This is a genomic window from Achromobacter dolens (assembly GCF_902859745.1).
GTDB classification, from domain to species: domain Bacteria; phylum Pseudomonadota; class Gammaproteobacteria; order Burkholderiales; family Burkholderiaceae_B; genus Achromobacter; species Achromobacter dolens.
In genome coordinates this window covers 85,590-111,785 of sequence record NZ_CADIJW010000016.1, presented here as the reverse complement: position 1 = coordinate 111,785, position 26,196 = coordinate 85,590, and the positions used below count along the sequence as shown (strand labels likewise).

Annotated in this window: 24 protein-coding genes; 11 read left to right on the top strand and 13 right to left on the bottom strand. The window is 67.1% G+C overall.

The annotated features are described in order from the left end of the window. Positions 1-68 precede the first annotated feature (68 nt). The 10 genes from HV783_RS14340 to HV783_RS14295 all read left to right on the top strand — a co-directional run bounded on the left by HV783_RS14340 (position 69) and on the right by HV783_RS14295 (position 9,504). Positions 69-1,427: a THUMP domain-containing class I SAM-dependent RNA methyltransferase gene (locus HV783_RS14340; protein WP_175189355.1), complete on the top strand. Its 1,359-nt coding sequence runs from the start codon at positions 69-71 to the stop codon at positions 1,425-1,427. Positions 1,428-1,678: 251 nt separating this feature from the next. After that, on the top strand, positions 1,679-1,867 hold the full coding sequence (locus HV783_RS14335; RefSeq protein ID WP_006393542.1) for a hypothetical protein: 189 nt from the start codon (positions 1,679-1,681) through the stop codon (positions 1,865-1,867). Positions 1,868-2,019: 152 nt separating this feature from the next. Further along, positions 2,020-2,535 carry an RDD family protein gene (locus tag HV783_RS14330; protein WP_054501505.1) on the top strand — a complete coding sequence of 172 codons (516 nt, stop codon included), beginning with the start codon at positions 2,020-2,022 and terminating at the stop codon, positions 2,533-2,535. Between the two features lie 152 nt (positions 2,536-2,687). Then, positions 2,688-3,596 (top strand): DUF2167 domain-containing protein, encoded by a 909-nt coding sequence (locus HV783_RS14325; RefSeq protein WP_054501506.1) that lies wholly within the window; start codon positions 2,688-2,690, stop codon positions 3,594-3,596. A gap of 3 nt (positions 3,597-3,599) precedes the next feature. Then, a complete protein-coding gene (locus HV783_RS14320) occupies positions 3,600-4,325 on the top strand; it encodes a site-2 protease family protein (RefSeq protein WP_054501507.1) in 726 nt (241 codons plus the stop codon). Between the two features lie 105 nt (positions 4,326-4,430). Next, positions 4,431-5,303, top strand: a complete 873-nt coding sequence (locus HV783_RS14315) for a UDP-2,3-diacylglucosamine diphosphatase (protein ID WP_175189352.1) — start codon at positions 4,431-4,433, stop codon at positions 5,301-5,303. A gap of 128 nt (positions 5,304-5,431) precedes the next feature. Further along, on the top strand, positions 5,432-7,099 hold the full coding sequence (locus HV783_RS14310; protein ID WP_054501508.1) for an acetate--CoA ligase: 1,668 nt from the start codon (positions 5,432-5,434) through the stop codon (positions 7,097-7,099). Between the two features lie 46 nt (positions 7,100-7,145). Continuing rightward, positions 7,146-7,667 (top strand): gamma carbonic anhydrase family protein, encoded by a 522-nt coding sequence (locus HV783_RS14305; protein ID WP_054501509.1) that lies wholly within the window; start codon positions 7,146-7,148, stop codon positions 7,665-7,667. Between the two features lie 86 nt (positions 7,668-7,753). Continuing rightward, on the top strand, positions 7,754-8,683 hold the full coding sequence (gene hslO / locus HV783_RS14300) for an Hsp33 family molecular chaperone HslO (RefSeq protein WP_054501510.1): 930 nt from the start codon (positions 7,754-7,756) through the stop codon (positions 8,681-8,683). A 47-nt stretch (positions 8,684-8,730) separates the two neighbouring features. Continuing rightward, positions 8,731-9,504: a TadE/TadG family type IV pilus assembly protein gene (locus tag HV783_RS14295; protein WP_240806393.1), complete on the top strand. Its 774-nt coding sequence runs from the start codon at positions 8,731-8,733 to the stop codon at positions 9,502-9,504. A gap of 82 nt (positions 9,505-9,586) precedes the next feature. Here HV783_RS14295 and ftsB read toward each other — a convergent pair whose 3' ends face one another. The 4 genes from ftsB to pyrG all read right to left on the bottom strand — a co-directional run bounded on the left by ftsB (position 9,587) and on the right by pyrG (position 13,553). Beyond that, positions 9,587-10,033 (bottom strand): cell division protein FtsB, encoded by a 447-nt coding sequence (ftsB, locus tag HV783_RS14290; RefSeq protein WP_175189351.1) that lies wholly within the window; start codon positions 10,031-10,033, stop codon positions 9,587-9,589. 64 nt (positions 10,034-10,097) lie between these two features. Continuing rightward, the gene (gene eno / locus HV783_RS14285; protein WP_006389345.1) at positions 10,098-11,384 is read right to left on the bottom strand and encodes a phosphopyruvate hydratase; all 1,287 of its coding nucleotides are present in this window, start codon (positions 11,382-11,384) and stop codon (positions 10,098-10,100) included. 4 nt (positions 11,385-11,388) lie between these two features. Then, complete coding sequence (locus HV783_RS14280; RefSeq protein WP_006389344.1) at positions 11,389-11,673, bottom strand: DUF1330 domain-containing protein; 285 nt, start codon at positions 11,671-11,673, stop codon at positions 11,389-11,391. A gap of 227 nt (positions 11,674-11,900) precedes the next feature. Then, a complete protein-coding gene (pyrG, locus tag HV783_RS14275; RefSeq protein WP_054501512.1) occupies positions 11,901-13,553 on the bottom strand; it encodes a CTP synthase in 1,653 nt (550 codons plus the stop codon). A gap of 191 nt (positions 13,554-13,744) precedes the next feature. Between pyrG and HV783_RS14270 the strand changes: the two genes are divergently transcribed. After that, on the top strand, positions 13,745-14,749 hold the full coding sequence (locus HV783_RS14270) for a hypothetical protein (RefSeq protein WP_116792764.1): 1,005 nt from the start codon (positions 13,745-13,747) through the stop codon (positions 14,747-14,749). 80 nt (positions 14,750-14,829) lie between these two features. On the opposite strand, the gene HV783_RS14265 is transcribed toward HV783_RS14270, so the two are convergent. The 9 genes from HV783_RS14265 to HV783_RS14225 all read right to left on the bottom strand — a co-directional run bounded on the left by HV783_RS14265 (position 14,830) and on the right by HV783_RS14225 (position 26,141). Then, complete coding sequence (locus HV783_RS14265) at positions 14,830-16,620, bottom strand: aminopeptidase P family protein (RefSeq protein WP_175189350.1); 1,791 nt, start codon at positions 16,618-16,620, stop codon at positions 14,830-14,832. 8 nt (positions 16,621-16,628) lie between these two features. Beyond that, entirely contained in the window at positions 16,629-17,531 is a 903-nt protein-coding gene (locus tag HV783_RS14260) for a M55 family metallopeptidase (protein WP_054501515.1), read from the bottom strand. A 20-nt stretch (positions 17,532-17,551) separates the two neighbouring features. Continuing rightward, positions 17,552-18,646, bottom strand: a complete 1,095-nt coding sequence (locus HV783_RS14255; protein WP_144654975.1) for a DmpA family aminopeptidase — start codon at positions 18,644-18,646, stop codon at positions 17,552-17,554. A gap of 169 nt (positions 18,647-18,815) precedes the next feature. Further along, positions 18,816-19,718: a glutathione ABC transporter permease GsiD gene (gsiD, locus tag HV783_RS14250; RefSeq protein ID WP_054501517.1), complete on the bottom strand. Its 903-nt coding sequence runs from the start codon at positions 19,716-19,718 to the stop codon at positions 18,816-18,818. A gap of 7 nt (positions 19,719-19,725) precedes the next feature. Beyond that, positions 19,726-20,646, bottom strand: coding sequence for a glutathione ABC transporter permease GsiC (gene gsiC / locus HV783_RS14245; protein ID WP_006389337.1), 921 nt, complete (start codon positions 20,644-20,646; stop codon positions 19,726-19,728). Positions 20,647-20,735: 89 nt separating this feature from the next. Then, a complete protein-coding gene (gene gsiB / locus HV783_RS14240) occupies positions 20,736-22,289 on the bottom strand; it encodes a glutathione ABC transporter substrate-binding protein GsiB (RefSeq protein ID WP_054501518.1) in 1,554 nt (517 codons plus the stop codon). Between the two features lie 66 nt (positions 22,290-22,355). Then, the gene (locus HV783_RS14235; protein WP_064524437.1) at positions 22,356-24,242 is read right to left on the bottom strand and encodes a dipeptide ABC transporter ATP-binding protein; all 1,887 of its coding nucleotides are present in this window, start codon (positions 24,240-24,242) and stop codon (positions 22,356-22,358) included. A gap of 46 nt (positions 24,243-24,288) precedes the next feature. Next, a complete protein-coding gene (locus HV783_RS14230; protein WP_054501520.1) occupies positions 24,289-25,269 on the bottom strand; it encodes an isoaspartyl peptidase/L-asparaginase family protein in 981 nt (326 codons plus the stop codon). After that, on the bottom strand, positions 25,266-26,141 hold the full coding sequence (locus HV783_RS14225; RefSeq protein ID WP_054501521.1) for a MurR/RpiR family transcriptional regulator: 876 nt from the start codon (positions 26,139-26,141) through the stop codon (positions 25,266-25,268). Before HV783_RS14225 ends, HV783_RS14230 begins: the two co-directional genes overlap by 4 nt. Positions 26,142-26,196: the final 55 nt, after the last annotated feature.

Genomic DNA, 26,196 nt, shown 5'->3' with positions numbered 1-26,196 from the left:
GAGACCGCCCGCGCCGCGATGCCGCGCCGGCGCCGCGACCGGGCCGTACGCCGCAGCGCGCCCCGCGCCTGGACGACAAGTACGTCGCCCCCGCCACGCCCGCTGGCCGCTTCTACGATCCGTTCGAAGACGACGGCCCCGCGCCCGAATTCGCGCCGGAACCCGATTACGACGACGAGGCGCCGGTCGACGCCGGCCCGGCGCACGGCGCCGACGCGCCACATCGTCGCGCCCCGACCGTCGAGGTGCGCGAACGCCGTCCGCGCGAACCGCGCCAGGCCGAACGCTTCAAGGTGTTCGCCCCCTGCCCCCAAGGCCTGGAGGAAGCACTGACGGCCGAGATGCAGGCCCTGGGTTACGAAGATGCCGAAGCCGGGCGCGCCGGCTGTTCCTTCACGGCCGATTGGGCGGGCGTGCAGCGCGCCAACCTGTATTCGCGCCTGGCGACCCGCATCCTGGTGCAGGTCGCGCACGCCGAGATCTCGCACGAAGACGACATCCTGGATCTGGCCCGCGACACGCCCTGGGAGCGCTGGTTCGGCGCCGAACAGACTCTGCGCGTGGACACCTCGGCGATCAAGAGTCCGGTGCAAAGCCTGCAGTACTGCAACCTGCGCGCCAAGGACGGCATCTGCGACCGCCTGCGCGAGCTGGAAGGCGAACGCCCCAGCATCGACACCGTCCGCCCCGACGCGCGCGTACACCTGTTCCTGACCGGCCACACCGCCACCCTGTACCTGGACACCTCGGGTGAATCGCTGTTCAAGCGCGGCTGGCGCCTGGACAAGGGCGATGCGCCGCTGCGCGAGAACCTTGCCGCCGGCATGCTGGCGCTGGCGGGCTGGGACCCGGCCGCGCCGTTGCTGGATCCTTTCTGCGGCTCGGGCACCATCCTGATCGAAGCCGCCTGGATCGCCCTGGGCGTGCCCCCCGGCATCTCGCGCCCGTTCGGCTTCGAGCGCCTGCGCGGCCACGACGCCTACCGCTGGCGCGACCTGAAGGACGACGCGCGTTCGCGCATCCTGCCGCAGTTGGACGCGCCGCTGGTGGGCTACGACCTCGATCCACAGGCGGTCGAATTCGCCCGCAACAACGCCGAGCGCGCCTGGCTCACCGCCGACACCATCCGCTTCGAGGTGGGCGACGCCCGTGAAATACAGGCGCCGGCGGATCATGGCTGGATCGTCACCAACCCGCCCTACGGCGAGCGCATGGCCACCGAACAGGATGCCGACCTGTGGCGCGACTGGGCCACGTGCCTGAAGCGCAATTTCGCCGGCTGGCAACTGCACATCATCACCAGCGACCTGACCCTGCCCAACCAGATGCGCCTCAAGCCCAGGCGCCGCGTGCCGCTGCACAACGGCGCGCTGGACTGCCGCCTGTTCGGCTTCGAACTGGTCGCGGCCGGCTACCGCGACGCCTGACGTCATCCCCGCCACCCCCGGGGCGGTTCTTCCCCGGGGCGTCATCCTTTTTCCACGGCCCGCGCGTTGTAAAAGCGCCGCAACATCGCGCCCGTATCTTTGCTTATGGTGCCCCGCAGCGCCGATTTGGGGCATCATCAGCACCAGGGTGTTGCCAATGCGCACCAGGTGCTTGCACAGTTTCAGGGTTAACCCTATAATTCGGGTTATCCCTAGTAGCTAAACAACAGTGCAAGCCCGTGGAGGCTATTGTGATCAACCCGAACAACACCATCCGCCTGACCGACGAACTCGAGCGTCAACTGATGCTCCAGGCCATTGAAGAACAGTTCCGCCCGCACCCGATGCGTGCGTTGGCCGCGGGCCTGCGTAAGCTGGCCCACGGCGTCCGTGCCCTGGCTGGCAAGACGAGCGCCAAGAACGCGCACTCCGCCGCCTGAGCAGGACCCAGGCCTTCGGGCCTGAACGATTTCCCCTTGGGGGCTGCATAGCCCCTTTTATAGACCCGCCCTTACCGGCGGGTTTTTTTTATGGCCGGCACCGGGAAATCGTCAACCCACTGGGCGGTGGCTTTGTCGGATAATACCGGCCCATGACCGACGCCTCCCTCGACCAGACCCCCAACCGGCTGCGCCGGTTCGCCTGCATGATGTACGAAGCCGTGCTGCTGTTCGGCGTGGTCTTCCTGGCGGGTTATCTGATGGACACCCTGACCCAGAGCCGCAACGCCCTGGAATTGCGGCCCGTCCGCCAGGCCTGGCTGTTCGTGGCAATCGGCGCCTACTTCGTGCTGTGCTGGCGCCGCCGCGGCCAGACGCTGCCGATGAAGACCTGGAACATCCGCCTGGTCGATCGCGACGGCAATCCGCCCTCCACTGCCCGCCTGATCCTGCGCTATGTGCTGGCCTGGCCCCTGGTGCTGGCCGGCGCCGCCGTGGTTTGGGCCGCCGCCAGCGCCACCGGCTGGCCTTCGATGGACATGTTCATCGTGGCCGCGCCGTTCACGATCTTCGTCTGGTCGTGGTTCGATCCCGACGGCCAGTTTCTGCATGACCGCCTGCTAGGCACGCGCCTGCGCAATGCGCCGCAGCGCAAGAAGACCCGGTGAGCAAGCATTGAGTCAGGTGCCTGACCACACGCTGAACATACCTGCTTACAACTGGCAAAATCATGCGGCGAATTAGGCGGAGCCTTTCAGAAAGTTGAAAGTCGCGCGCAAAGACAATGGGGCCCCTTTCATAGACGCTCCAATAACCAATCATGCGCGCATTCCTTTCCCGCCTGTCGCTGGCCGCCGCCAGCGCCCTCCTGTTCCTGCCGTTCGGCGCCTCGGCCCAGAATGCCGCCGCGCAACAGGAGATCGAAGCCGCGATGAAAGCGGCCTACGCGGCCGCCCAGGAAGGCCCGGCGGATGTGAAGCTGGGCGACCAGGCCGTGGTGCACCTGCCGGAATCCATGTTCTTCGTGCCGCGCCTCCAGGCCGACCGCCTGATGGCAGCCTACGGCAATGGCAAGGACCCCTCGCTCTTGGGCGTGGTCATGCCCAAGAGCGACGATGACGACTGGGTCATCACCATCAACTTCGACAAGGCCGGCTACATCAAGGACGATGACGCCAAGAACTGGAACGTCAACGAGCTGCTGGACAGCCTGCGCGACGGCACCGAGGAATCCAACGTCGAACGCAAGAAGCGCGGCTTTCCCGAACTGGTGATGGACGGCTGGGTCGAGGCGCCCAAGTACGACAGCAACACCCAGCGCCTGGTCTGGTCGGTCGCCGTCAAGCACAAGGGCGAGACGGCCAACGACAACCCCACCGTCAACTACAACACCTATGCGCTGGGCCGCGACGGCTACATCACGCTGGACCTGATCACGCAGAAGAACCTGGTGCCGAAGGACAAGACCGCGGTGCTGACGCTGCTGGACAACCTGAAGTACGTCGAGGGCAAGCGCTACGCCGACTTCAACTCGTCCACCGACAAGGTCGCCGAATACGGGCTGGCCGCGCTGGTCGCGGGCGTCGCCGCCAAGAAGCTGGGCCTGTTCGCCGTGATCGCGGCGTTCCTGGCCAAGTTTGCCAAGGTCGGCATCCTGGCCGCCGCGGCGCTGGGCGGCGGGCTGTGGAAGCGTTTCCGCGGCAAGAAGGCCGAACAGCAGCAACCCTGAGCAATGAAGCTGCTCCTGCTGCTGTTTTCCGGTATCAAATACCTGAAATTCGGCAAGCTGTTCGCCACCGGCGGCACCATGCTGCTGTCGGTGGCCGTCTACGCCTTCGTCTTCGGCTGGCGTTACGCGGCCGGCTTCGTGCTGTTGCTGCTGGTGCATGAACTGGGCCACTACATCGCGGCGCGCCAGCGCGGGCTGGACGTGGGTGCGCCCGTCTTCATCCCGTTCGTCGGCGCCTGGATCCAGCTCAAGGACATGCCGCACGATGCCGACACCGAGGCCTATGTGGGCCTCGGCGGGCCGCTGGCCGGCACGGTGGCGTCGCTGGCCTGCTATTTCGCGGCGCGCAGCACCGGCAGCGACCTGCTGCTGGCGCTGTCGTACGCGGGCTTTTTCATCAACCTGTTCAACCTGATCCCGCTGTCGCCTTTCGACGGCGGCCGCATCACCGCGGTGCTGTCGCCGCGCATCTGGCTGGTGGGCGTGCCGGTGCTGGTGGCCCTGTTCTTCTGGCGTCCCAGCCCGATCCTGATCCTGGTGGCGGTGCTGGCCTTTCCGAACGTGCTGCGGGCCTTCAAGTACGACCCGACGCTGCCCGAGAACCAGGCCTATTACGGCACCACGCTGGAAAGCAAGCTGACCTATACCTGCGCCTACCTGGGCCTGGTCTGCGTACTGGCCATCATGGCCCACGACGTGCACGACATGCTGGGCCATCTGCGCGGCTGATCCCGCCTGTTTGACGGCCGCCGCCGCCGAAACGGAGGCGGCCGTCACAACAGCGTCACTTTTTTTTCATGTCACGGTCATCGCGGGGTGGTTTCATTCCCAGGCATGACGACAGCCCCCATGGACAGCACCGTGAACGAAATCCGCCCCACGCACTGGCGCGCTCTCTGGATTTCCGACATTCACCTGGGCACCGCCGGGTGCAAGGCGGAATTCCTGCTGGATTTCCTCGAGCATAACGATTCCGACACCCTGTACCTGGTCGGCGACATCGTCGACGGTTGGCAACTGCGCAAGCACTGGCACTGGCCCAGGGCCCATAACGACGTGATCCAGCGCATCCTGCGCAAGGCCCGCAACGGCACCCGGGTGGTGTTCATCCCCGGCAACCATGACGAATTCGCGCGCGAATTCGCCGGCTACGCCTTTGGCGACATCGAGATCCTGGACGAAGACGTGCACGTGACGGCCAAGGGCCTGCGCCTGCTGGTGCTGCACGGCGACCAGTTCGACGGCGTGATCCAGCACAGCCGCTGGCTGGCGCACCTGGGCGACGGCCTCTACCAACTGGCGCTGTGGATCAACCATCATTTCAACCGCCTGCGCCACCGCCTGGGACTGCATTACTGGTCACTGTCGCAGTACCTCAAGCACAAGGTCAAGAACGCGGTGTCGTTCATCACCGACTTCGAGGAAGCGCTGGCAGGCGAGGCCCGCCGCCGCGGCCTGGACGGGGTGGTGTGCGGCCACATCCACAAGGCCGAGCTGCGCGACGTGGGCGGCATCCTGTACTGCAACGACGGCGACTGGGTGGAAAGCCTGTCGGCCCTGGCCGAGACCCATGACGGCCAGTTGCAGTTGCTGGACTGGGCCGCGATCCAGGCCGGGCGCCAGGCCGACCCGACGCCGCGCAAACCCCGTTCGCTGTCCCTGCCGGCGCTGCCGTCGGCGCTGCGCCGCCAGGGCAAACACCCGTGATAACCCTTATACGTCCCCGTTACGCAACGCGGATATTGCAGTTCACGGCCCTCTAGGTCATGCTTGCAGTTGGGGCAACGGGCAAAAACTGACCCGTTCACGCTGCAACATGCTCACAACATAGGGCCATGAACGACCAATATCAGGTGCTCTACCAAACATTCCGCTGGCTGGTTCCCACCCAGTTCAACATAGCGGAAGCGTGCTGCCACCGCTGGGCATCCAGTAGTCCGGATGCGCGGCGCATCGCCATCTACTACGAAGATGAAGCCGGCAACCGCGAGGTCTGGACCTATGCACGGCTGGCCGAGGCCGCCAATCAGTTGGCCAATGGCTTGGTCAAGATGGGCGTGGGCCGTGGCGACCGGGTCGGTGTGGTTTTGGGGCAACGCCCGGAGACCGTGGTGGCCCACATGGCCATCTACAGCGTGGGCGCGGTGGTGCTGCCGCTGTCGGCGCTGTTCGGCCCCGAAGCCCTGCAGAGCCGCCTGTGCGATTCGGAAACCCGCGTCGCCATCGTCGACCATGCTTCCAGCGCCAACCTGCTGGCCGTCAGCGACAATTGCCCCAACCTGCAACAGATCATCGGCATCGGTTTCGCCGACGAGCGCGTCCTGCCCTGGCGCAGCCTGCTGGCGCGCCAACCCAGTGAATTCAAGCCGGTGCCGACGCGTTCGTCGGATCCGGCCATCCTGCTCTATACCTCCGGCACCACCGGCGCCCCCAAGGGCGCCCTGCTGCCGCACAGCGCGCTGATCGGCAACCTGCCGGGTTTCGTCGCTTCCCAGGACTGGTTTCCGCGGCCCGCCGACGTATTCTGGTCGCCCGCCGACTGGGCCTGGACCGGCGGCATGATGGACGCGCTGCTGCCGACGCTGTATTTCGGTCATCCCATCGTCGGCACCCGCGGCCGTTTCTCCGTCGAGCGCGCCTTCGAGCTGCTGGAACGCTACCAGGTCACCAACACCTTCCTGTTCCCGACCGCGCTGAAGATGATGATGAAGGCGGTGCCCGAGCCTCGCAGTCAATACCAGTTGGCGCTGCGGTCCATCATGAGCGCCGGCGAAAGCGTCGGCGAGACCGTATTCGAATGGTGCCAGTCGGCGCTGGGCGTGACACCCAACGAGATGTTCGGCCAGACCGAGATGAACTACGTGGTCGGCAACAGCCAGAAGCGCTGGCCGGCCAAACCGGGCAGCATGGGCCGGCCCTACCCCGGCCATCGGGTCGCGGTGCTGGACGACGCCGGCCAGCCGGTGGCGCCTGGCGAAACCGGCGAGATCGCCGTGAATCGCTACGACATCCACGGTTTTCCCGACCCGGTCCTGTTCCTGGGCTACTGGCGCGACGAAGCCGCCACCCAGGCCAAGTTCAAGGGCGACTGGTGCCTGACGGGCGACCTGGCCCGGATCGACGCTGACGGCTATCTCTGGTACGCCGGCCGCGCCGACGACGTGTTCAAGTCGTCCGGTTACCGCATCGGCCCCGGCGAGATCGAAAGCTGCCTGGTCGGGCACCCGGCCGTGGCCAATGCCGCGGTGGTGCCCAAGCCGGACGCCGAGCGCGGCACGGTGGTCAAGGCCTATGTGGTGCTGACGCCGGAATTCGCCCAGCGCGACCGCGGCGACATCATCGAGAACCTGCAGGAACACGTGCGCGAGCGCCTGGCGCCCTACGAGTACCCGAAGGAAATCGAATTCGTCGAAGAATTGCCCATGACCACCACCGGTAAAATCCAGCGTCGCATCCTGCGCCAGCGCGAAGAAGAACGCGCGCGGGCGTCCAGGCCCCAATGACGCGGGCGGGTCCGCAGAGATCCGCCGCCGCACCCGGAGACAGGGCATGCCCATTTACCAGCTCGACGACCTCATTCCCCGCATCGATTCGGCCGCCTACGTGGCCGACAGCGCCGACATCATCGGCAACGTCACGCTGGAGGCCGGCGTCAGCATCTGGTCACACGTCTCGATCCGCGGCGACAACGACGCCATCCTGATCCGCCAGGGCACCAATATCCAGGAAGGCAGCGTGCTGCACGTGGATACCGGCTGTCCCATGAGCATCGGCCCGAACGTCACCGTGGGCCACCAGGCCATGCTGCATGGCTGCACCATCCACGAAGGCGCGCTGGTGGGCATGCAGGCCATCGTGCTGAACAATGCCGTGATCGGCCGCAACTGCCTGATCGGCGCCGGCGCCATCATCCCGGAAGACCGGGTGATTCCGGACAATTCCCTGGTCATCGGGATCGGCAAGATCGTGCGCGAACTGTCGGACGAGGAAATCGCCAACCTGCACAAGAACACCGCCCATTACGTGGCGCGCGGCCAACACTACAAGACGGCCCTGAAACGTCTGGCCTGAGCCCGCCGCCGGGGACGCCCCGGCAACCGCCGACACCCCTGCCGCCGACAGGGGGAATCGGCCGTCCGATCGGCTAACATTCTTCCATGACCGATCAGCTCAAGAAATACCTCCTCGAAGACCGTAGCGTCCGCGTCCAAGCGGTGCGCCTCACGGATACCTGGAAGGCCGTCCAGGCCAACCACGACTACCCGCCCGCCATCACCCACCTGCTGGGCGAATTGGTGGCGGCCTCCACCCTGCTGGCCGCCAACATCAAGTTCGATGGCTCGCTGGTGCTGCAGATCCAGGGCGACGGCCCGATCGCCCTGCTGGTGGTGGAATGCCGCTCCGACCTCAGCCTGCGCGCCACCGTCAAGGTGCGCGAAGGACATGACGTGCCGACCGATGGCGACATGCAAAGTCTGCTGAACCCGGGCGGCAATGGCCGCTTCATTGTGGTGCTGGACCCCCAGCACAAAGTGCCCGGCCAGCAGGCCTACCAGGGCATTGTGCCGCTGGAAGGCGAAACCGTCGCCGAAGCCCTGCAGCACTACATGAAGGCCTCCGAGCAGCTCGACACCCGTCTCTGGCTGGCCGCCGACGCCGACCATGCCGCCGGCATGCTGATCCAGCGCCTGCCCCACCACGGCGGCTCGGACACGACGACGCTCAGCGAACAGGCTGCCACCGAGACCTGGGACCGCGCCACGGCGCTGGCCACCACGCTCAAGCGCGACGAACTGCTGACCACCGAGATCGACACCCTGATCCACCGCCTGTTCTGGGAAGAAACGCTGGTGGCGTTCGATCCGCTGCCGGTGCGCTGGCACTGCCCGTGCACCCGCGAACGCGTGGCCAACATGCTGCGCTCGCTGGGCCAGGCCGAAGTCGACGACATCCTGGCCGAACGCGGCCAGGTCGACGTGGCCTGCGATTTCTGCGGCAAGCCCTACGTCTTCGACGCGGTCGATTGCGCCGCGCTGTTCACCGGCAGCCAGCCGGCCAACGGCGACGCGCCGCCCACCGTGCATTGAACCGCGCCGGGGTCCCTGCCTCGGCTTGTACGAATCGACAGGCGGTCATGCCCGCGCCACACTGGCCGGCCATGACCGCCTTTTTTGTCGCCTCGCGCTCCCGCGCCGCGCGCCCGCTGCAGCGTGGCGCCGCCGCCCTCGAGTTCACCCTGATCGCCGCCCTGATGCTGCTGCTGGCGCTGGGCACGGTCGAGGCCGTCCGCTGGCAACTGACACGCCAGATCGTCCACCTGGCGTTGTTGCAGGCGGCCCGCGCCGGCGCCACGACCCACGGCGATCCGGTCCACATCCGCGCGGCATTCCAGCAGGCCCTGCTGCCGCTGCACGCCGGCGCCGGCGGCCAAGCCGGCGCCCGCCGCCGTCAGGCCCACGCCCAGGCGCGCATCGCCGGGCAAGTAGGCGCGTCCCCATGGCGTATCGAGATCCTGCGGCCCGACGCCCAGGCCTTCCGCGATCATGCCCGGCCGGGGCTGCGCACCGATGCACCCGCCGGCCTGCAGGCCATCGACAACGCCTACCAGGCGCTGCAATACGCGCGCCGGCCCGACTTGCCGGACAGCCGCAGCATCTTCCGGGCCAATACGCTCAGGCTGCGGCTGACCTATCTGTACCGTCCCCTGCTGCCGCCATTGCGCCCACTGCTGGCGGCATTGGCCGGAGCCGACGGCAGCTACGCGGCCGCGGCGCGGGCTATCGGTCTCGCGCCGATCGGGATGGAACTCGAGGTGGAAATGCACAGCCATCCCGTGGACTGGCGCGGCGCCCAGCCGTATCCGCCCGGCATGGTGGCCGGGGCGTGCCGCGGCCTCCACTGCCCGTGAACGGACCGGGTGGGGCGGACATCAGCACTGGAGTATGACGGGACCGTTGGCGGGTCCGGGCATTGCCCGGACGCGTGGCGGATCAGCGTTGGGGAGTGGCGGTGCCGTTGGCGGGCCGGGCATTGGCCGGCCGCGTGGCGGAAGTGGCGGCCGGGGCCGGCCTGGCGGGCGTGGCCGGCGCGCTCGCACGCACCGGAGCGGCCGGGCGGGTGGCGGCCTCGGTGGCCAGCGACGCGCCGCCCGCGGGCGGCTGGGTGTTCTGCGGCAGGATGTGCACGAAGACTTCGCCGTCGCGCATCATGCCCAGTTCACCGCGGGCCCGTTCCTCGATGGCGCCCGACCCGTTTTCCAGGTCGCGGACTTCGGCCTCCAGGGCCGCGTTGCGCGCGCGCAGGCCTTCGTTGGTCTCGCGCTGCGCCGCCACCTGGCGTTGCAGGTCCCAGACCTTGAGCCAGCCGCCCTTACCCAGCCAGAGCGGGTACTGGATCAGCCCTACCAGCACGAACAGCACCAGGAACAACAGGCGCATACGCGGGAACCCTCAGCAGTCGTGGCGCTAACGAGGCCGCGGCGCGTGCCGCGGCCCGCTTACATTAACGCAAGTTGTAGAAGGCTTCCAGGCCGGGGTACGACGCGACTTCGGCCAGTTCTTCCTCGATGCGCAGCAACTGGTTGTACTTGGCCATGCGGTCCGAACGCGACAGCGAGCCGGTCTTGATCTGCATGGCGTTGGTGGCCACGGCGATGTCGGCGATGGTCGAATCCTCGGTTTCGCCCGAACGGTGCGAGACGACGGCGGTGTAGCCGGCGCGCTTGGCCATTTCGATGGCGGCGAAGGTCTCGGTCAGGGTGCCGATCTGGTTGATCTTGATGAGGATCGAGTTGGCCACGCCCTTCTGGATGCCTTCGCGCAGGATCTTGGTGTTGGTGACGAACAGGTCGTCGCCCACCAGTTGCACCTTCTTGCCGAGCTGGTCGGTCAGCAGCTTCCAGCCTTCCCAGTCGTTTTCGGCCATGCCGTCTTCGATCGAGATGATCGGGTACTTGTCGCACCAGGTCGCCAGCAGATTGGTGAATTCCTGCGAGGACAGCGAGATGCCGCCTTCGCCGGCCAGGGTGTACTTGCCGTCGCGGTAGAACTCGGAGCTGGCGCAGTCCAGGCCCAGGGCGATCTGCGTGCCCGGCTCGTAGCCGGCTTCGGTGATGGCCTTCAGGATCAACTGGATGGCGGCTTCGTGGCTGGCCACGTTGGGGGCGAAACCGCCCTCGTCGCCCACCGCGGTGGACATGCCCTGGCCGTGGATCAGCTTCTTGAGCATGTGGAAGACTTCGGCGCCCCAGCGCAGGGCTTCGCGGAAGCTGCCCGCGCCCACCGGCAGGATCATCAGTTCCTGCAGGTCGAGGGTGTTGTTGGCGTGCGCGCCGCCGTTGATGACGTTCATCATCGGCACGGGCATGCTCATGGGGCCGCTGCCGCCGAAGTAGCGGTACAGCGACAGGCCGGACTCGTCGGCGGCGGCGCGCGCCACGGCCATGGAGGCGGCCAGGATGGCGTTGGCGCCCAGGCGTTCCTTGGACTCGGTGCCGTCCAGTTCGATCAGGGTGCGATCGACGAAGGTCTGCTCCTGGGCGTCCAGGCCCATCAGCGCTTCCGAGATTTCGGTATTGAGGTTCTCGACGGCGCGCAGCACGCCCTTGCCGAGATAGCGGCCCTTGTCGCCGTCGCGCAGCTCGATGGCTTCGCGGGCGCCGGTGGACGCGCCCGACGGCACGGCCGCGCGGCCCATGGCGCCGGATTCCAGCAACACGTCACATTCGACGGTCGGGTTGCCGCGCGAATCCAGAATCTCGCGGCCGATGATATCGACGATTGCACTCATGACTTTACATTCCCTGAACGATAAACATATTCATCACGGCCGCGCCTTCACGGGCATTGCGGGCGCGTCGGTACTGCCAGGAGTCGTAGAAGGCCTGGGCCGCGGCCATGGACGGAAACTCCATGACGACGGTGCGGCCGGGCTCACGCCCCTCGAGGTGCCGGGATTCGCCGCCGCGCACCAGGATCTTGGCATCGTACGCGCGCATGGCGAGCGTGGACAGACGCTTGTAATCCTCGTACTGCGCGGGCTTGGTCACTGTGACGTCGGCGATGAGATAGGCACTCATGGGGTTCCTTCAGGACAGTTGCATTGATGGGGTCGCGGCGCCGGACAGCGAGACACGGGCAGTGTCGCGCAACACGGCGGGGCCGTGCCTGTCCGATGCTAAGTGGTTGTATCCGAAAGCAGCGCCGCGGCGCGAGGCCGCGGCGCATTGTCCGCCAGGAGCGACGGCGGGAACGGGGCCGGCGGCCCGGGCGGCGCAGATGCGCGGCTCGGTGCCGCCGACCGCCATTACGCCCCCTGGCCGCGGCGAGCCTTCTGCTCGATGGCGGCGCGGATGTAGCTGGAGAACAGCGGGTGGCCGTCACGCGGGGTGGACGTGAACTCCGGGTGGAACTGGACGCCGACGAACCAGGGGTGGTCGGGCAGTTCCATGATTTCCGGCAGGTTCTCCGTCGGGGTGCGCGCGCTGATCACCATGCCGGCCTCTTCAAGGCGCGGCACGTAGACGTTGTTGACTTCGTAGCGGTGGCGATGGCGTTCGTTGACTTCGTCGCCGTAGATCGACTGGGCGCGGGTGCCCGGCTTGATCGGCACGCGCTGCGCGCCCTTGCGCATGGTGCCGCCGAGGTCGGACGAGTTGTCGCGCTTCTCTACCTTGCCTTCGCGGTCCATCCATTCGGTGATCAGGGCCACCACGGGATGCGGCGCCGACGGATCGAACTCGGTGCTGTTGGCGCCGCCCAGGCCGGCCACGTGGCGCGCGAATTCGATCACGGCCAGTTGCATGCCCAGGCAGATGCCCAGGTACGGCACGCCGTTTTCACGGGCGTAGCGGATGGCGGCGATCTTGCCCTCGGTGCCGCGCTTGCCGAAGCCGCCCGGCACCAGGATGGCGTCCAGGTGCTTGAGCTGGTCGGTGCCGCGGGTTTCGATGTCTTCGGAATCGATGTACTCGATGTTGATCTTCGAGCGCGTGTGGATGCCGGCGTGCACCAGGGCTTCGGTCAGCGACTTGTACGATTCGGTCAGGTCGACGTACTTGCCGACCATGCCGATGGTGAGCTGGTGTTCGGGGTGTTCGAGCGCCTCGACCAGGTTGTCCCACATGGACAGGTCGGCCGGCGGCGGGGTCAGGCCCAGCGCTTCGCAGACGATGTTGTCCACGCCCTGCTTGTGCAGCATGGCCGGGATCTTGTAGATCGAGTCGGCGTCCCACACCGAGATGACGGCATCCAGGGGGACGTTGGAGAACATCGAGATCTTGGCGCGCTCGTCGTCCGGGATGGGACGGTCGGCGCGGCACAGCAGCGCGTTCGGGTAGATGCCGATTTCGCGCAGCTTCTGCACCGAGTGCTGGGTGGGCTTGGTCTTGAGTTCGCCGGCGGACGCGATGAACGGCACCAGCGTCAGGTGCACGAAGGCGGCATTGTTGCGGCCCATGCGCAGGCTCATCTGGCGCGCGGCTTCCAGGAAGGGCAGCGATTCGATGTCGCCCACGGTGCCGCCGATCTCGACGATGGCGACGTCGGTGTTGCCGTTCCAGGCTGCGTCCGCGCCACGGGCGATGAAGTCCTGGATCTCGTTGGTGATGTGCGGAATGACCTGGACGGTCTTGCCCAGGTAGTCGCCCCGGCGCTCCTTGCGCAGCACCGATTCGTAGATCTGCCCGGTGGTGAAGTTGTTCACCTTGTGCATGCGGGCGGAGACGAAACGCTCGTAGTGGCCCAGGTCCAGGTCGGTCTCGGCGCCGTCTTCCGTGACGAACACTTCACCATGCTGGAACGGGCTCATGGTGCCCGGATCGACGTTGATGTAGGGGTCGAGCTTGAGCATGGTGACCTGCAGACCACGCGACTCGAGGATGGCGGCGAGCGACGCAGCGGCGATGCCCTTGCCCAGGGAAGACACCACTCCGCCGGTGACAAATACGTATTTGGTCATCGTAATAAGCGCCCGGGACGAGCGGGCGCGTGCGGGAAATTTGGATTATAGCCGGGAGGCGGAACTTGTCTGGGTTTTCCCCTAGCAGCCAGGCGTAACATTTGGCTGCACTCGCGCGCAAGACCGAAATGCCGTGACGGTGGCCATCATGCTATGGTCGTCCCCGATTTTCTTGTCCCGAGGCCCCTGCGATGAACCTTCCGACCGCACACCCGAACGCGCTGGCCAGGCGCCTGACCACCGCCGCCGTCGGCCTGCAGTTGCTGGGCGCCATCCTGGTCCAGCTCTACCTGATAAGCGCCGGACCGCTGGCCGCGCTGACGCGCGAGGCGTTTGCCCGGCCCGACATGCTGGCGAGCACGGTCGTGAACATCGTCGCCGGCTGCATCCTGGTCGGCCTGACCACCTGGGGAGCCACGCAGCGCTGGCTGCGCCGGCACAACGCGGGCGACGTCGACCGCCCGGGCAGGATGGTGGCCGTGCTGCTGGCGGTCTCGCTGGTGCTGTTCGTGCTGATCTCGACCGGGCTGGCGTTGCTGCAGCACGGTTTCTACACGCTCATCGTGAGGCACAAGGAATGGGTGGACGAGGCCTTCGGCTATTACGGCGTCCGCCGCATGCTCCTGATGGCCCTGCCGCCCAAGCTGTGCGCCATCCTGCTCACCATCCTGGGCAGTTGGCTGGCGGTGCGCATCGCGGCCTGGAGCGTCACCCCCGTAGCAGCGCAGGCGCCGTTCCTGCAGCGGCGCCACGCCGCGTGGATCGCCGCGCTGACGCTGCTGCTGTGGCAATTGCACGTCGCGCTGGTGATCGGCCTGTACTTCATGCCCGATGCGGGATCGGCCGGCATGCTGGAATACGCGATCGGCTATTGGATACTGCCCGCTTTGCTGCTGGCGCTGGCCGCATGGGTCTGCCTGCGCAGCCTGCCGCAAGCACTGGGCGCGGCAGGCATGGGCCGCGCCATCGCCCACGGCACTTTCGCGTTCTGGCTGACCCAGGTGCTGGGAATCGGTCTGGCGCTTTTGATCATCTGGTCCATGACCTGGAGCCAGTTGATACGCACAGCCGCGTCATACACGACCTCGGTGGTGTCGGTGCTGATCTACAGCGTGCTGCTGGCGCTGAGCTGCTACCTTGGCGCCCGGTTGCTCTACCGCCGCCGCGAGACGCCGCCGGAGAGCGCGTCGGCCTGAGCGCCGCGCGAAGGCGCAACGCCGCAAGCGCAATGACAAAAGGCCCCGACGGGGCCTTTTGTCATTGCAGGACGCGACCGTCAGATCGCCGCGGTGCGGCGTTCCAGCCAGGCCAGCGCTTCGCCCTCGACCAGCGGCGACAGGCGCTCGAACACGGTCTTGTGATAGTCGTTGAGCCACGCGATTTCATCCGCGCGCAGCAGCGACGGTTCGATGCAGCGCGTGTCGATCGGGCACAGCGTCAGCGTCTCGAAACACAGGAACTCGCCCAGCTCGGACGTCAGCCAGGCGCGGTTGGCCACCAGGTTCTCGATGCGCACGCCCCAGCGGCCGGGACGATAGATGCCCGGTTCGTTGGACGTGATCATGCCCGGTTCCATGGCCGTGTGCGGACCGGGAACCGCGCGATACGAGATGACCTGCGGGCCTTCGTGCACGTTCAGGAAGTAGCCCACGCCGTGGCCGGTGCCGTGGCCGTATTCGGCGCCGCCCTCCCAGATCGGGGCGCGCGCGATGGCGTCCAGCATCGGCGACGGCGTGCCGCGCGGGAACGAGGCGCGCGACAGCGCGATCATGCCCTTGAGCACCAGCGTGAAATCGACCTTCTGGTCGGCGCTGGGCGTGCCTACCGCGACCACGCGGGTGATGTCGGTGGTGCCGCCCAGGTACTGGCCGCCGGAGTCGATCAGCAGCAGGCCGTCGCCTTCGATGGTGGCGTGCGATTCGGCCGTGGCGCGATAGTGCGGCATGGCGCCGTTGGCGTTGAAGCCGGCGATGGTGGCGAAGCTGGGGCAGACGTAGTCCGGGCGGCGGGCGCGAGCGGCGGTGATCTGTTCGTCGATGGCCAGCTCGGTGATGCGCTCGTTGCCCAGCGCGCCCTCGAACCAGGCGAAGAATTCGCACAGCGCCGCCCCGTCCTGCGCCATGGCCTGGCGCACATTGGCCAGTTCAGCGTCGGTCTTGCGCGACTTGAGCAGCGTGGACGGATTGATGGCCTCGACACGGGGCACGGCGGGGTCCATCGCGTGGAACACGCCACAGGTGACGCGCGCCGGATCGATCAGCAGCTTCTGGTCGAGTTCGAGCGAGGCCAGCGCGTCGGCGGCCTGGGCGTAATCGGCCACTTCGACGCCATCGGCGGCCAGCGTGGCGCGCAGCGCGGCGTCGATCTTGCCGTCGGCCACGAACAGCGTGGCGTGGTCCAGGCCAAGCAGCGCATGGCCGACGAACACCGGGTTGTAGTCGACATCGGCGCCGCGCAGGTTGAAGAGCCAGGCGATGTCGTCGAGCGTGCTGATGAAATGCACGTCGGCGCCATGGGCGCGCATGGCGGCGCGCACCTGGGCCAGCTTGTCGGCGCGCGTGACGCAGGCCTGCGGCGCCACGTGTTCGTAGATCGCGGCCGGCGGCAGGCCGGCCCGGTCGGTCCAGATATCGTCCAGAAGGTCGGCGCGGATCTCCAGCGTGGCGCCGGACGTGGCGGCGGCCACCGACAGCGCGCGGAACGCGGCCAGGCCCAGCACCTGCCCATCGACGCCGATGACATCGCCGGCGCGGGTGTTGGCGGCCAGCCAGTCCACATGGCCCGGCGTGGTGGCGACGGCGATCTTCATCAGTTGCACGCCGGTGCCGGCCAGTTGCGCCTCGGCCTGCACCCAGTAGCGGCTGTCGACCCACAGGCCGGCGAAATCGGCGGTCACCACCAGCGTGCCCACCGACCCCGTGAAGCCCGACAGCCAGCGCCGGCCCTGCCAGCGCGCCGGCAGGTATTCGGACAGGTGCGGATCCGAGGACGGCACGATATAGGCGGACAGGCCGCGGCGGCGCATGGCCTGCCGCAGTTGGGCGATACGGGTGTCGGTGCTGGACATGGGTTTCCTTAGCGCAACATGAAGGACATGGCGGCCAGGCTGTTCAGCGTGCGGATGGCGGCCTGCATGCTGTCCGTGGTGAACCGCAGCGTCACGCCGTCCACGCGCTCCAGCGTGGGCCACATGCAGAACAGGTCGGCCAGGGCCGACGACTGCGTCTGCAACCGGCATTCTATAGGGGCGGGGATGCGGAACGGAACCGCCTTTCCACCGCTGGGCCGCCCCGAGGTGGAAACGCCCCCCTGGGGGGCAGCAAGCCCGCCTTGCGGGCGCGGCGTGGGGGTCGTTCCCTTCAAGTTGCGCACGGCCGTCTCGGCAGCGGCGGCGATCGCGCGGCGCGAGGCCGCCGGCGACAGCGTCACGCCGCTGCCCTGGCCATGCGCCACCTTGGTCTGCACCCACTGCGCGCCGGGGAACAGGTCGGTGGTCTCGGCGATGAACACGTCGTCGCCGGTGGCCAGGATGACGGGCACGCCCATTTCGCCGGCCAGCGCGCCGTACAGGCCGGCCTCGCCCAGCTCCATGCCATTGATGAAGACGCGCGAGAAAGCGAAGCTGTTGATGGTGTGCGCGAGGATGCCGCGCCCCTGCGAGCGCGAATGGTAGCCGATCATGAAGACGGCGTCGCAGCCCTCTTCCAGGCCGCCCATCATGCCCAGGTAGCGCGGCTTGCCCAGCACCAGGCGGGCGCGTTCGTCGATGCCGTCCGGCAGCAGGTTGCGGAAGCCGCCGTGCGAATCATTGACCAGGACCTCTTCGGCGCCGCCGGCGATGGCGCCCTGCACGGCCGCGTTGGCTTCGGCGGTCATCCAGGCGCGGGCGCGCTCGTATTCGCCGTTGCCCGCGCGGACTTGTTCGGCGTGGAAGACGCCGGCGACGCCTTCGATATCGGTGGAAATCAGGATCTTCATGGAGAGTGCCTTCGTAGGATTCAGAATTCGGTGTCCGCCAGCCATTGGCGCCAGTCGGGCGCGGCGTCGCGGATGGCGGCGCGGTGATGGCCATCGCGGCCCAACACGCCGTCGGCCTGCCACAGCGCGGCGATGATGGCCTGCTCGCAGGCCTCGGCCGCCGCCTCGAACAGCGGATCGATGCGGGTCTCGTGCAGCATGGCGATGGCCGGCATCGGCCGCTCGGCCTGTTGCGGCACGGTGTAGGCGGTGGAGAACGCCAGCGCGATGTCGCCGCTGCCATGGCCGAACACCGAGCCGGTGCGGGCCAGGCCGGCGCCGGCGCGCAGCGACAGGCGGCGCAACTGGCGCGCGTCCAGCGGCGCGTCGGTCGCCACCAGCAGGATGATGGAGCCCTTTTCCGGCACGATGGCGGCGTTCTCGCCCGCCTGCGCCAGGCCTCGGTCCAACTGGTCCGCCAGCCGCCGGCCGAAGGGCCGGCCGGCCACGGTCAGGTTGGGCAGGCGGCCGAAATTGGCCAGCACCAGCGCGCCGACCGTGTAGCGCAGGCCAGGCTGGATCGCGGCCACGCGCGAGGCCGAGCCGATGCCGCCCTTGAAGGAAAAGCACGACATGCCACGGCCCGCGCCGACCGCGCCCTGTGCCATGCGCTTGTCCGCGGCGGCCAGCGCCTGGACGTAGTGCGATTCCTGCACCGCCATGGCCTGGATGTCATTCAGATAGCCGTCGTTGCACTCGAACACCAGCGGATTGACCGTCGACATGCCGCGGCCGATCTCGGGCGTGGCCGCCACCGCCGCGCGGATCTGGGCGTTGGCCACGGTGCCCACGCCGAAGGTGTTGGTGAGCGCGATCGGCGTTTCCAGCACGCCCAGTTCCTGCACCTGGACCAGGCCGGTGCTCTTGCCAAAGCCGTTCAGCACCGTGGCGGCGGCCGGCACCTTGTCCAGGAACAGGTTGCCGCCATGCGGGCGCACCACGGTCACGCCGGTCTGCAGCGCGCCGTCGTCCAGCGTGCTGTGGCCAACGGTGATGTCGCCCACGTCGCAGATCGAATCGAGCGCGCCGGCTTGCAGCTTGCCGATGCGGGGTTGGTCCAGCGCTTGTTTGTCCATGCTTGTCGCTGCGTGTCGCCACGCTCCAGAATGCAAAATGCCGCCGTCCCGCGCGGCCGTGGCGCGCGCCGCGAGGCGGGCGCCCGGACGCGGGCGGCGGCAAGGGAACCGATGACACGCGCCGAGCCCCGAGGGGCGACCGACGCGGCGGCCATCATCCGCTTGGCGGTTACTTGCGGTCGATCTTGGGATCGAGCGCGTCGCGCAGACCGTCGCCCAGCAGGTTGAACGCCAGCACGGTCAGGAAGATCGCCAGCGCCGGGAAGATCGCCACGTGCGGGGCGATCACCATGTCGGCGCGCGCCTCGTTCAGCATCGCGCCCCACTCCGGCGTGGGGGGCGAAGCGCCCATGCCCAGGAACGACAGGCTGGCCGCGGTGATGATCGAGGTGCCGATGCGCATCGTGCCGTACACCACGATCGGCGAGATCGTGCCGGGCAGGATGTGGCGCATGATGATGGTCCAGTCGGACGCGCCCACGCTCTTGACCGCCTCGACGTAGGTCATCTGCTTGATCGACAGCGTGTTGCCGCGCACCAGGCGGGCGAACGCCGGCACGCTGAACACGGCCACGGCCACGATCACGTTGACCATGCTCGAGCCCAGGATCGCGACCACGCCGATGGCCAGCAGCATGCCGGGGAACGCCAGCAGCACGTCGGAGACGCGCATCGTGATGCGTTCCCACCAACCTTCGTAGTAGCCGGCCATCAGGCCCATGAAGGTGCCGACGATGGCGCCCATGGCGACGGACAAAAAGCCCGCGGCCAGCGAGATGCGCGCGCCCATGATGATGCGGCTGAAAATGTCGCGGCCCAGCGAATCCACGCCCAGCCAGTGCGTCCAGGACGGACCGGCGTTGAGCGCGTCGTAGTCGAAGAAGTTCTCCGGGTCGAACGGCACGATCCAGGGGGCCAGGATCGCCACCACGACCAGCAGCAGGACGAAGACGCCGGCGCCCACGGCCAGCTTCTGCTTCTTGAACTTGCGCCAGAACTCGGTGGCGGGCGTGCGCACGTCGTTCTTGGGCACGGCGGCGGCAACGGTTGCGGCGGGTGTCGTATTGCTCATGGCCGCCTCACTTGTAACGGATGCTGGGATTGATGACGCCATAGAGCACGTCGACAATCAGGTTGATCAGGATGAATTCCAGCGAGAACAGCAGCACCAGGCCCTGGATCACCGGATAGTCGCGTTGGGTCACGGCGTCGACCAGCAGGCGGCCGAGGCCGGGCCAGTTGAACACCGTCTCGACCACGATCGAGCCGCCCAGGAGGAAGCCGAACTGCAGGCCCATCATGGTGACGACCGGAATCAGCGCGTTGCGCAGCGCGTGCTTGATGACCACGCGACGCTCGCTCAGGCCCTTGGCCCGGGCGGTGCGCACGAAGTCTTCCTGCACCACTTCGACGAAGGAAGCGCGGGTAAAGCGCGCCATCACCGCGGCCACCGCCGCGCCCAGCGTGATGGACGGAAGAATGTAGTGTTTCCAACTGGAGGCGCCCACGGTCGGCAGCCAGCCCAGGTTCACGGAAAAGATCTGCATCAGCATCATGCCCAGCGCGAACGCGGGGAACGAGATGCCGGACACCGCCAGCGTCATGCCGAGGCGGTCGGGCCAGCGGTTGCGCCACACGGCCGACACGATGCCGATGATCATGCCGAAGGTGACGGACCAGACCATGCTGGCGATCGTCAGCCACAGCGTGGGCATGAAGCGATCGGCGATTTCGGTCGAGACGGGACGCTTGGTGCGCAGCGAAGTGCCGAGGTCGCCTTGCAGCATGTGGCTGAAGTAGCGCACGAACTGCTGCGGCAGGGGCAGATCCAGCCCCAGTTCCTTGCGCACCAGTTCGACGGTCTGCTGGTCGGCCTCCTGGCCCGCGGCCAGTCGCGCCGGGTCGCCCGGAAGCATGTGCACAAACAGGAACACGACCACGGCCACCAGCAGCAGCGTGGGGATCATGCCCAAAAGACGTTTGACGATGTAGGTCAGCATTGAAATTCCTGCAACATCGGCGGGGACACCGCGTCCCCGCCGTATGTGGCCTTGCAAGGGGCCGAACGGCCCCGTGAGTTACCGCCGGTTTACTGCTTCAGGTCGATGTCGCCGAACCAGAACGAGGTGTCCGGTTCCACGTACACGCCCGACAGGTTCTTCGACTTGACGTACAGGTTGTTCTGGGTCACCAGGAAGGCCCACGGGGCGTCCTTCCAGATGGTTTCCTGAACGGTCTTGTAGATCTCGGTCTTCTTGGCGCGGTCGGTCGTCGCCAGGGCTTGCTGGATGCCGTCGTCAACCGACTTGTTCGAGTAGTACGACACGTTGTTGAGCACCGGCGGGAACGCGGCGGTGGTCAGCAGCGGACGCAGGCCCCAGTCGGCTTCGCCGGTCGAGGACGACCAGCCGGCGTAGTACATGCGGACCTTGGCGTCTTCAGGCTTTTGCACCTGTTGCACGCGCTGCACGCGCTGGCCCGATTCCAGCACTTCCACCGACACCTTGATGCCGACTTGCGCCAGTTGCTGCTGCAGGAACTGCACCACCTTCACCGAGGTGCCGTCGTTGTAGGCGGACCAGAGCTGGCTTTCGAAGCCATTGGGGTAGCCGGCTTCGGCCAGCAGGGCCTTGGCCTTCTTGATGTCGTACGGCCACGGGCCGGTCTTGTGGGCGAAGTCGACGCCGGTCGGCACGACGCCGTCGACGACGGTGGCGTAGCCCGAGAAAGCGACCTTGGCCAGGGCTTCCTTGTTGATGGCGTAGTTGATGGCTTCACGCACCTTGACGTTGTCGAACGGCTTTTGCTGCACGTTCATCGACAGGTAGCGGGCCATGATCGAGTTCTTGTGGTCGACCACGTCCAGCTTGTCGTTCTTGGACAGCACGGCAGCCTGCTCGAACGGCACCGGGAAGGCGAATTGCGCTTCGCCCGTCTGCACCACGGCGGCGCGGGTGTTGTTGTCGGTCACGGTGCGGAAGGTCAGGGTGTCGACCTTGGGGTAGCCCTTCTTCCAGTAGCCGTCGAACTTCTTGACCTTCAGGTATTCGGCGGGCTTCCATTCGACGAATTCGAACGGGCCGGTGCCAACCGGGTGGAAGCCGATTTCCTTGCCGTACTTGGCCAGGGCGGCCGGCGAGATCATCATGGCGGCCGGGTGGGCCAGCGCGTTGATGAAGGCCGAGAACGGCTTCTTCAGCGTGATCTTGACGGTCAGCGGGTCGATCACTTCGATCTTCTCGATGACGCTGAACTGGATGTAGCGCGACAGGCGGTTTTCCGGGTTGGCCGGACGGTCGAAGTTGATCTTGACGGCTTCGGCGTTGAACGGGGTGCCGTCATGGAACTTGACGCCATCGCGCAGCTTGAAGGTGTACACCAGGCCGTCTTCGCTGACGGTGTAGTCGGTGGCCAGGACCTTCTGGACCTTCAGGTCCTTGTCGAACTCGAACAGGCCTTCGTAGTAGGCCTTGCCGGCCGCCTGGTTCAGCGTGCTGTTGGTGTTGTACGGGTCGAGCGTTTCCAGCGCGATGGAGACGGCAAACGTCACGTCCTTGGCAGCATGCGCCAGCGGCGAGGTGAGCACGCCGAAGGCCACCGCGGCGGCGGCCATCAGCTTGGTGGGGCGCAGAACTTTCATCATTGCAACTCCTGGTTCCTGTGCGGAATTAGGGGGTTTGGTGGAAGAAAAACAAGTACGACAACTGACTCAATACGCTCCGCCGACCGCGTGGCGGGCGACAAAGTGATCGGTTCCTACCTGCACCAGCGGTTGCACCACCGGCTCGTCGCCGAGCTTGCGGATCGGGCTGGGAATTTCATCGGACAGCAAGGTGCGTTTCATGTGGCGGCGCGCCGGATCGGCGATCGGCACGGCGGCCATGAGCTTCTTGGTATAGGGGTGCTGCGGGTTCTCAAAGATGGCCCGGCGCGGACCGATCTCGACAATCTGCCCCAGGTACATGACCGCCACGCGATGGCTGACGCGCTCGACCACGGCCATGTCGTGGGAAATGAACAGGAACGAAATGCCCATGTCGCGCTGCAGGTCGATCAGCAGATTGACGATCTGCGCCTGGATCGACACATCCAGCGCCGACACCGATTCGTCCGCGATCACGACCTTGGGGTTCAGGGCCAGGGCGCGCGCGATACAGATGCGCTGGCGCTGGCCGCCGGAGAATTCATGCGGGTAGCGCTGCGCCATTTCGGGCGGCAGGCCGACGCGCTCGAGCAGTTCTGCCACGCGCTGTTCGGCCTCTTTGCCCTTGGCCACGCCGTGCACCAGCAGCGGTTCCATGATCGAGAAACCGACGGTGACGCGCGGATCAAGCGAGGCGAACGGATCCTGGAACACGAACTGGATGTCGCGGCGCAAGGCTTGCAGTTCGGAAGTCTTCAGGCGCACGATGTCGCGCCCGCCGAAGCGGATCTCGCCGCCCTGGCTGTCCACCAGGCGCAGCAGCGAGCGGCCGGTGGTGGATTTGCCGCAACCGGATTCGCCCACCAGCGACAGCGTCTCGCCGGGGTACAGGTCGAAGCTGACCTTCTCCACGGCGTGCACGCGGCGCTGCACGCGGCTCAGTATGCCGCCGCGCAGGTCGAAGCGCGTCACCAGGTCGCGCACGCTCAGGATCGGCTCGCGGCGCGCGGCCGGCACTTCCTGGGTGCTGGTGGCGCCGGGTTCGGCCACCGGCTGCGCCTTGCCGTCCACCTGCAGCAGCGGGAAACGCGCCGGCAGGTCGGTGCCCTGCATCGCGCCCAGCTTCGGCACGGCCGACAGCAGCGCCTTGGTATAGGCATGCTGGGGCGTGGCGAACACCGACGCCGACGGGCCTTCCTCGACCTTGTCGCCGCGGTACATAACCAGCACGCGGTCGGCCACTTCGGCGACCACGCCCATGTCGTGGGTGATGAACACCACGCCCATGTGCATTTCTTCCTGCAACTGGCGGATCAGTTGCAGGATCTGCGCCTGGATGGTGACGTCCAGCGCGGTGGTGGGTTCGTCGGCGATCAGCAGCGCCGGCTTGCAGGCCAGCGCCATGGCGATCATGACGCGCTGGCGCATGCCGCCCGACAACTGGTGCGGGTAGCGGTCCAGCACCGACTTGGCTTCCGGAATGCGCACCTGTTCCAGCATGCGCAGGGCTTCGGCGCGCGCGGCCGCGGCGTCCATGCCCTGGTGCTCGCGGATCGACTCGGCGATCTGGTCGCCGGCCGTGAACACCGGGTTCAGGGACGTCATCGGCTCCTGGAAGATCATGGCCATGTCGGCGCCGCGCACGTTGCGCATGGCGCGCTGATTGGCGTTGACCAGGTCGATCACGGAACCGTTGCGCCGGCGCAGGGCCATGCTGCCCTGGGCGATGCGGCCGCCGCCGTGCTCCACCAGGCGCATCAGCGCCAGCGACGTCACCGACTTGCCCGACCCCGATTCGCCCACGATGGCCAGGGTCTCGCCCCGGTCCACATGGAACGACAGGTTGCGCACGGCTTCGACCGTGCGCTCCGAACCCACGAAGCGCACCGTCAGGTCGTCGACCTGGACCACGCGGTTATCCGGCAGCGCCAGGCTGTTTGCGCGATCAACCATATCTCTAGTAATCCCTAAAACTGACAAAAACGAAGCCCGTCGCCGCTCAGCGATAGATGGCGGTGACCGGCTTCTCACCGACGCGGGCGTAACCGCGGTACATGCCTTCCGTGTTGAACGGCAAGGCCACATTGCCCTGGGCGTCAACGGCCACCAGGCCGCCCTTGCCGCCGATGGTGGGCAGTTTTTCCATCACGACGCGGTCCGCCGCCGTTTCCAGCGAGGCGCCGCAATATTCCATCTGGGCCGCCACGTCATAGGCGGCGACCATGCGGATGAACATCTCGCCCGTGCCCGTGGTGGACACGGCGCAGGTCTTGTTGCTGGCGTAGGTGCCGGCGCCGATCAGCGGCGCGTCGCCGACGCGGCCGACCTGCTTGTTGGTGATGCCGCCGGTGGAGGTGGCCGCGGCCAGGTTGCCCTGCGCGTCCACGGCCACGGCGCCCACGGTGCCGAACTTCTTGTCGGAATCGAGCGGATCGGCCGGCGCCGGCTGGCCGCGCGCGACCATGGCCTGGCCGTCGTGGTCCAGCACCGCCGCTTCCGGCGTTTCGCGCTGCACGCGCAGCAATTGCTCGCGGCGCGCCTCGGTGGAGAAATACGAGGGGTCGACGATTTCCAGGCCGGCGTCCTTGGCGAAGGCTTCGGCGCCCTCGCCCACGAACAACACGTGCTTGCTGGTTTCCATGACCTTGCGCGCGGCGAACACCGGGTTGCGCACGCAGTTGACATTGGCGATGGCGCCCGAACGCAGCGTGGCGCCGTCCATGATGGCGGCGTCCAGTTCATGGGTGCCGGCGCTGGTGAACACGGCGCCATGGCCGGCGTTGAACAGCGGGCAATCTTCCAGGAGGCGCACGGCTTCGGTGACGGCGTCCAGCGCGCTGCCGCCACGGGCCAGCACGGCCTGGCCGGCCGTCAGGATGGATTCGAGGGCGCTCAGGTATTCCTGCTCTTTCTCGGGCGACATGGCCGCGCGGGACATCGCGCCGGCGCCACCGTGAATCGCGATCACGGGTTGAATCATCGTTTACCTACTCCATGGATGAGCCACGGCATCACGGACTGGGTCACCCCAGCGGCGGCCGCGACGGAATTCTTGGCCCGATAGGCCACCGCCGCCGAAAGGGCTTCGATCAGGCCCAGCGCGGCGGTTTCGGAATTGGGAATCAGTTGGCGCGTGGACACCGCGTACAGCACCACCGACGCGGTCGGCGCCAGCGGCGAGGTGGGCTTGTCGGTCAGCACCAGCACCGGCACGCCGGCCTGCTTGGCGGCGCCCGCCAGGGTCACGGTGTCTGCCAGATAGCGCGGAAAGCCGATGGCGATGACCAGATCCTTGCTGGTCATGCGCGACATCTGACGCGCCGCGTGCGATACGCCGCCCGGGCCGGCCAGCGATTCGACCGAATGCAGGTGCATGCACAGGCCACGCTGCAGCATGCCGGCCAGGAAGCCGCTGGCGCCAAAACCGATGATGAAGACGCGGTCGGCGGCCAGGATGGCATCGACCGCCTGCTCACAGGCGGCGGCATCCAGGCTCTGCAGGTTGCGCTGGGCGTTGCGGATGTCTTCTTCGAGGGTCGCGGCAAAGATCTGCACCGCGCTGGCCGAGTGCGCGAGTTCGGTGCGCAATTTTTCGACCGGCTCCAGCGCCGCCTCGAAACCGCGTGCCAGTTCGGCGCGGAATTGCGGGTAACCGGGCAGGTCCAGGGCGCGCGCGAAACGGTTGGCGGTGGCGACCGACACGCCCGCCGCCGTCGCGAATTCGTCGATGGTCATCGTGGCGACGCGGAACTGGTGCGCCAGGACGTACTCGGCCATCTTGTGCTGCGTGCGGCTCAGCGCGGGCTGGGCCCGGGCGATCCGATCAGCGATCGTGAGTGCGGCCTTGTTCATCGAGAAAGAGGGGGGAAACGTAGCGAAGGTTTGTGTAAATCTGTTTACACGCAAA

Bases quoted from the DNA above. Each gene is read 5' to 3' on its own strand.
- HV783_RS14330 (WP_054501505.1), top strand. From the start codon at position 2,020: ATGACCGACGCCTCCCTCGACCAGACCCCCAACCGGCTGCGCCGGTTC.
- HV783_RS14325 (WP_054501506.1), top strand. From the start codon at position 2,688: ATGCGCGCATTCCTTTCCCGCCTGTCGCTGGCCGCCGCCAGCGCCCTC.
- HV783_RS14320 (WP_054501507.1), top strand. From the start codon at position 3,600: ATGAAGCTGCTCCTGCTGCTGTTTTCCGGTATCAAATACCTGAAATTC.
- HV783_RS14315 (WP_175189352.1), top strand. From the start codon at position 4,431: ATGACGACAGCCCCCATGGACAGCACCGTGAACGAAATCCGCCCCACG.
- HV783_RS14310 (WP_054501508.1), top strand. From the start codon at position 5,432: ATGAACGACCAATATCAGGTGCTCTACCAAACATTCCGCTGGCTGGTT.
- HV783_RS14305 (WP_054501509.1), top strand. From the start codon at position 7,146: ATGCCCATTTACCAGCTCGACGACCTCATTCCCCGCATCGATTCGGCC.
- hslO (WP_054501510.1), top strand. From the start codon at position 7,754: ATGACCGATCAGCTCAAGAAATACCTCCTCGAAGACCGTAGCGTCCGC.
- HV783_RS14295 (WP_240806393.1), top strand. From the start codon at position 8,731: ATGCCCGCGCCACACTGGCCGGCCATGACCGCCTTTTTTGTCGCCTCG.
- ftsB (WP_175189351.1), bottom strand. From the start codon at position 10,033: ATGCGCCTGTTGTTCCTGGTGCTGTTCGTGCTGGTAGGGCTGATCCAG.
- eno (WP_006389345.1), bottom strand. From the start codon at position 11,384: ATGAGTGCAATCGTCGATATCATCGGCCGCGAGATTCTGGATTCGCGC.
- HV783_RS14280 (WP_006389344.1), bottom strand. From the start codon at position 11,673: ATGAGTGCCTATCTCATCGCCGACGTCACAGTGACCAAGCCCGCGCAG.
- pyrG (WP_054501512.1), bottom strand. From the start codon at position 13,553: ATGACCAAATACGTATTTGTCACCGGCGGAGTGGTGTCTTCCCTGGGC.
- HV783_RS14270 (WP_116792764.1), top strand. From the start codon at position 13,745: ATGAACCTTCCGACCGCACACCCGAACGCGCTGGCCAGGCGCCTGACC.
- HV783_RS14265 (WP_175189350.1), bottom strand. From the start codon at position 16,620: ATGTCCAGCACCGACACCCGTATCGCCCAACTGCGGCAGGCCATGCGC.
- HV783_RS14260 (WP_054501515.1), bottom strand. From the start codon at position 17,531: ATGAAGATCCTGATTTCCACCGATATCGAAGGCGTCGCCGGCGTCTTC.
- HV783_RS14255 (WP_144654975.1), bottom strand. From the start codon at position 18,646: ATGGACAAACAAGCGCTGGACCAACCCCGCATCGGCAAGCTGCAAGCC.
- gsiD (WP_054501517.1), bottom strand. From the start codon at position 19,718: ATGAGCAATACGACACCCGCCGCAACCGTTGCCGCCGCCGTGCCCAAG.
- gsiC (WP_006389337.1), bottom strand. From the start codon at position 20,646: ATGCTGACCTACATCGTCAAACGTCTTTTGGGCATGATCCCCACGCTG.
- gsiB (WP_054501518.1), bottom strand. From the start codon at position 22,289: ATGATGAAAGTTCTGCGCCCCACCAAGCTGATGGCCGCCGCCGCGGTG.
- HV783_RS14235 (WP_064524437.1), bottom strand. From the start codon at position 24,242: ATGGTTGATCGCGCAAACAGCCTGGCGCTGCCGGATAACCGCGTGGTC.
- HV783_RS14230 (WP_054501520.1), bottom strand. From the start codon at position 25,269: ATGATTCAACCCGTGATCGCGATTCACGGTGGCGCCGGCGCGATGTCC.
- HV783_RS14225 (WP_054501521.1), bottom strand. From the start codon at position 26,141: ATGAACAAGGCCGCACTCACGATCGCTGATCGGATCGCCCGGGCCCAG.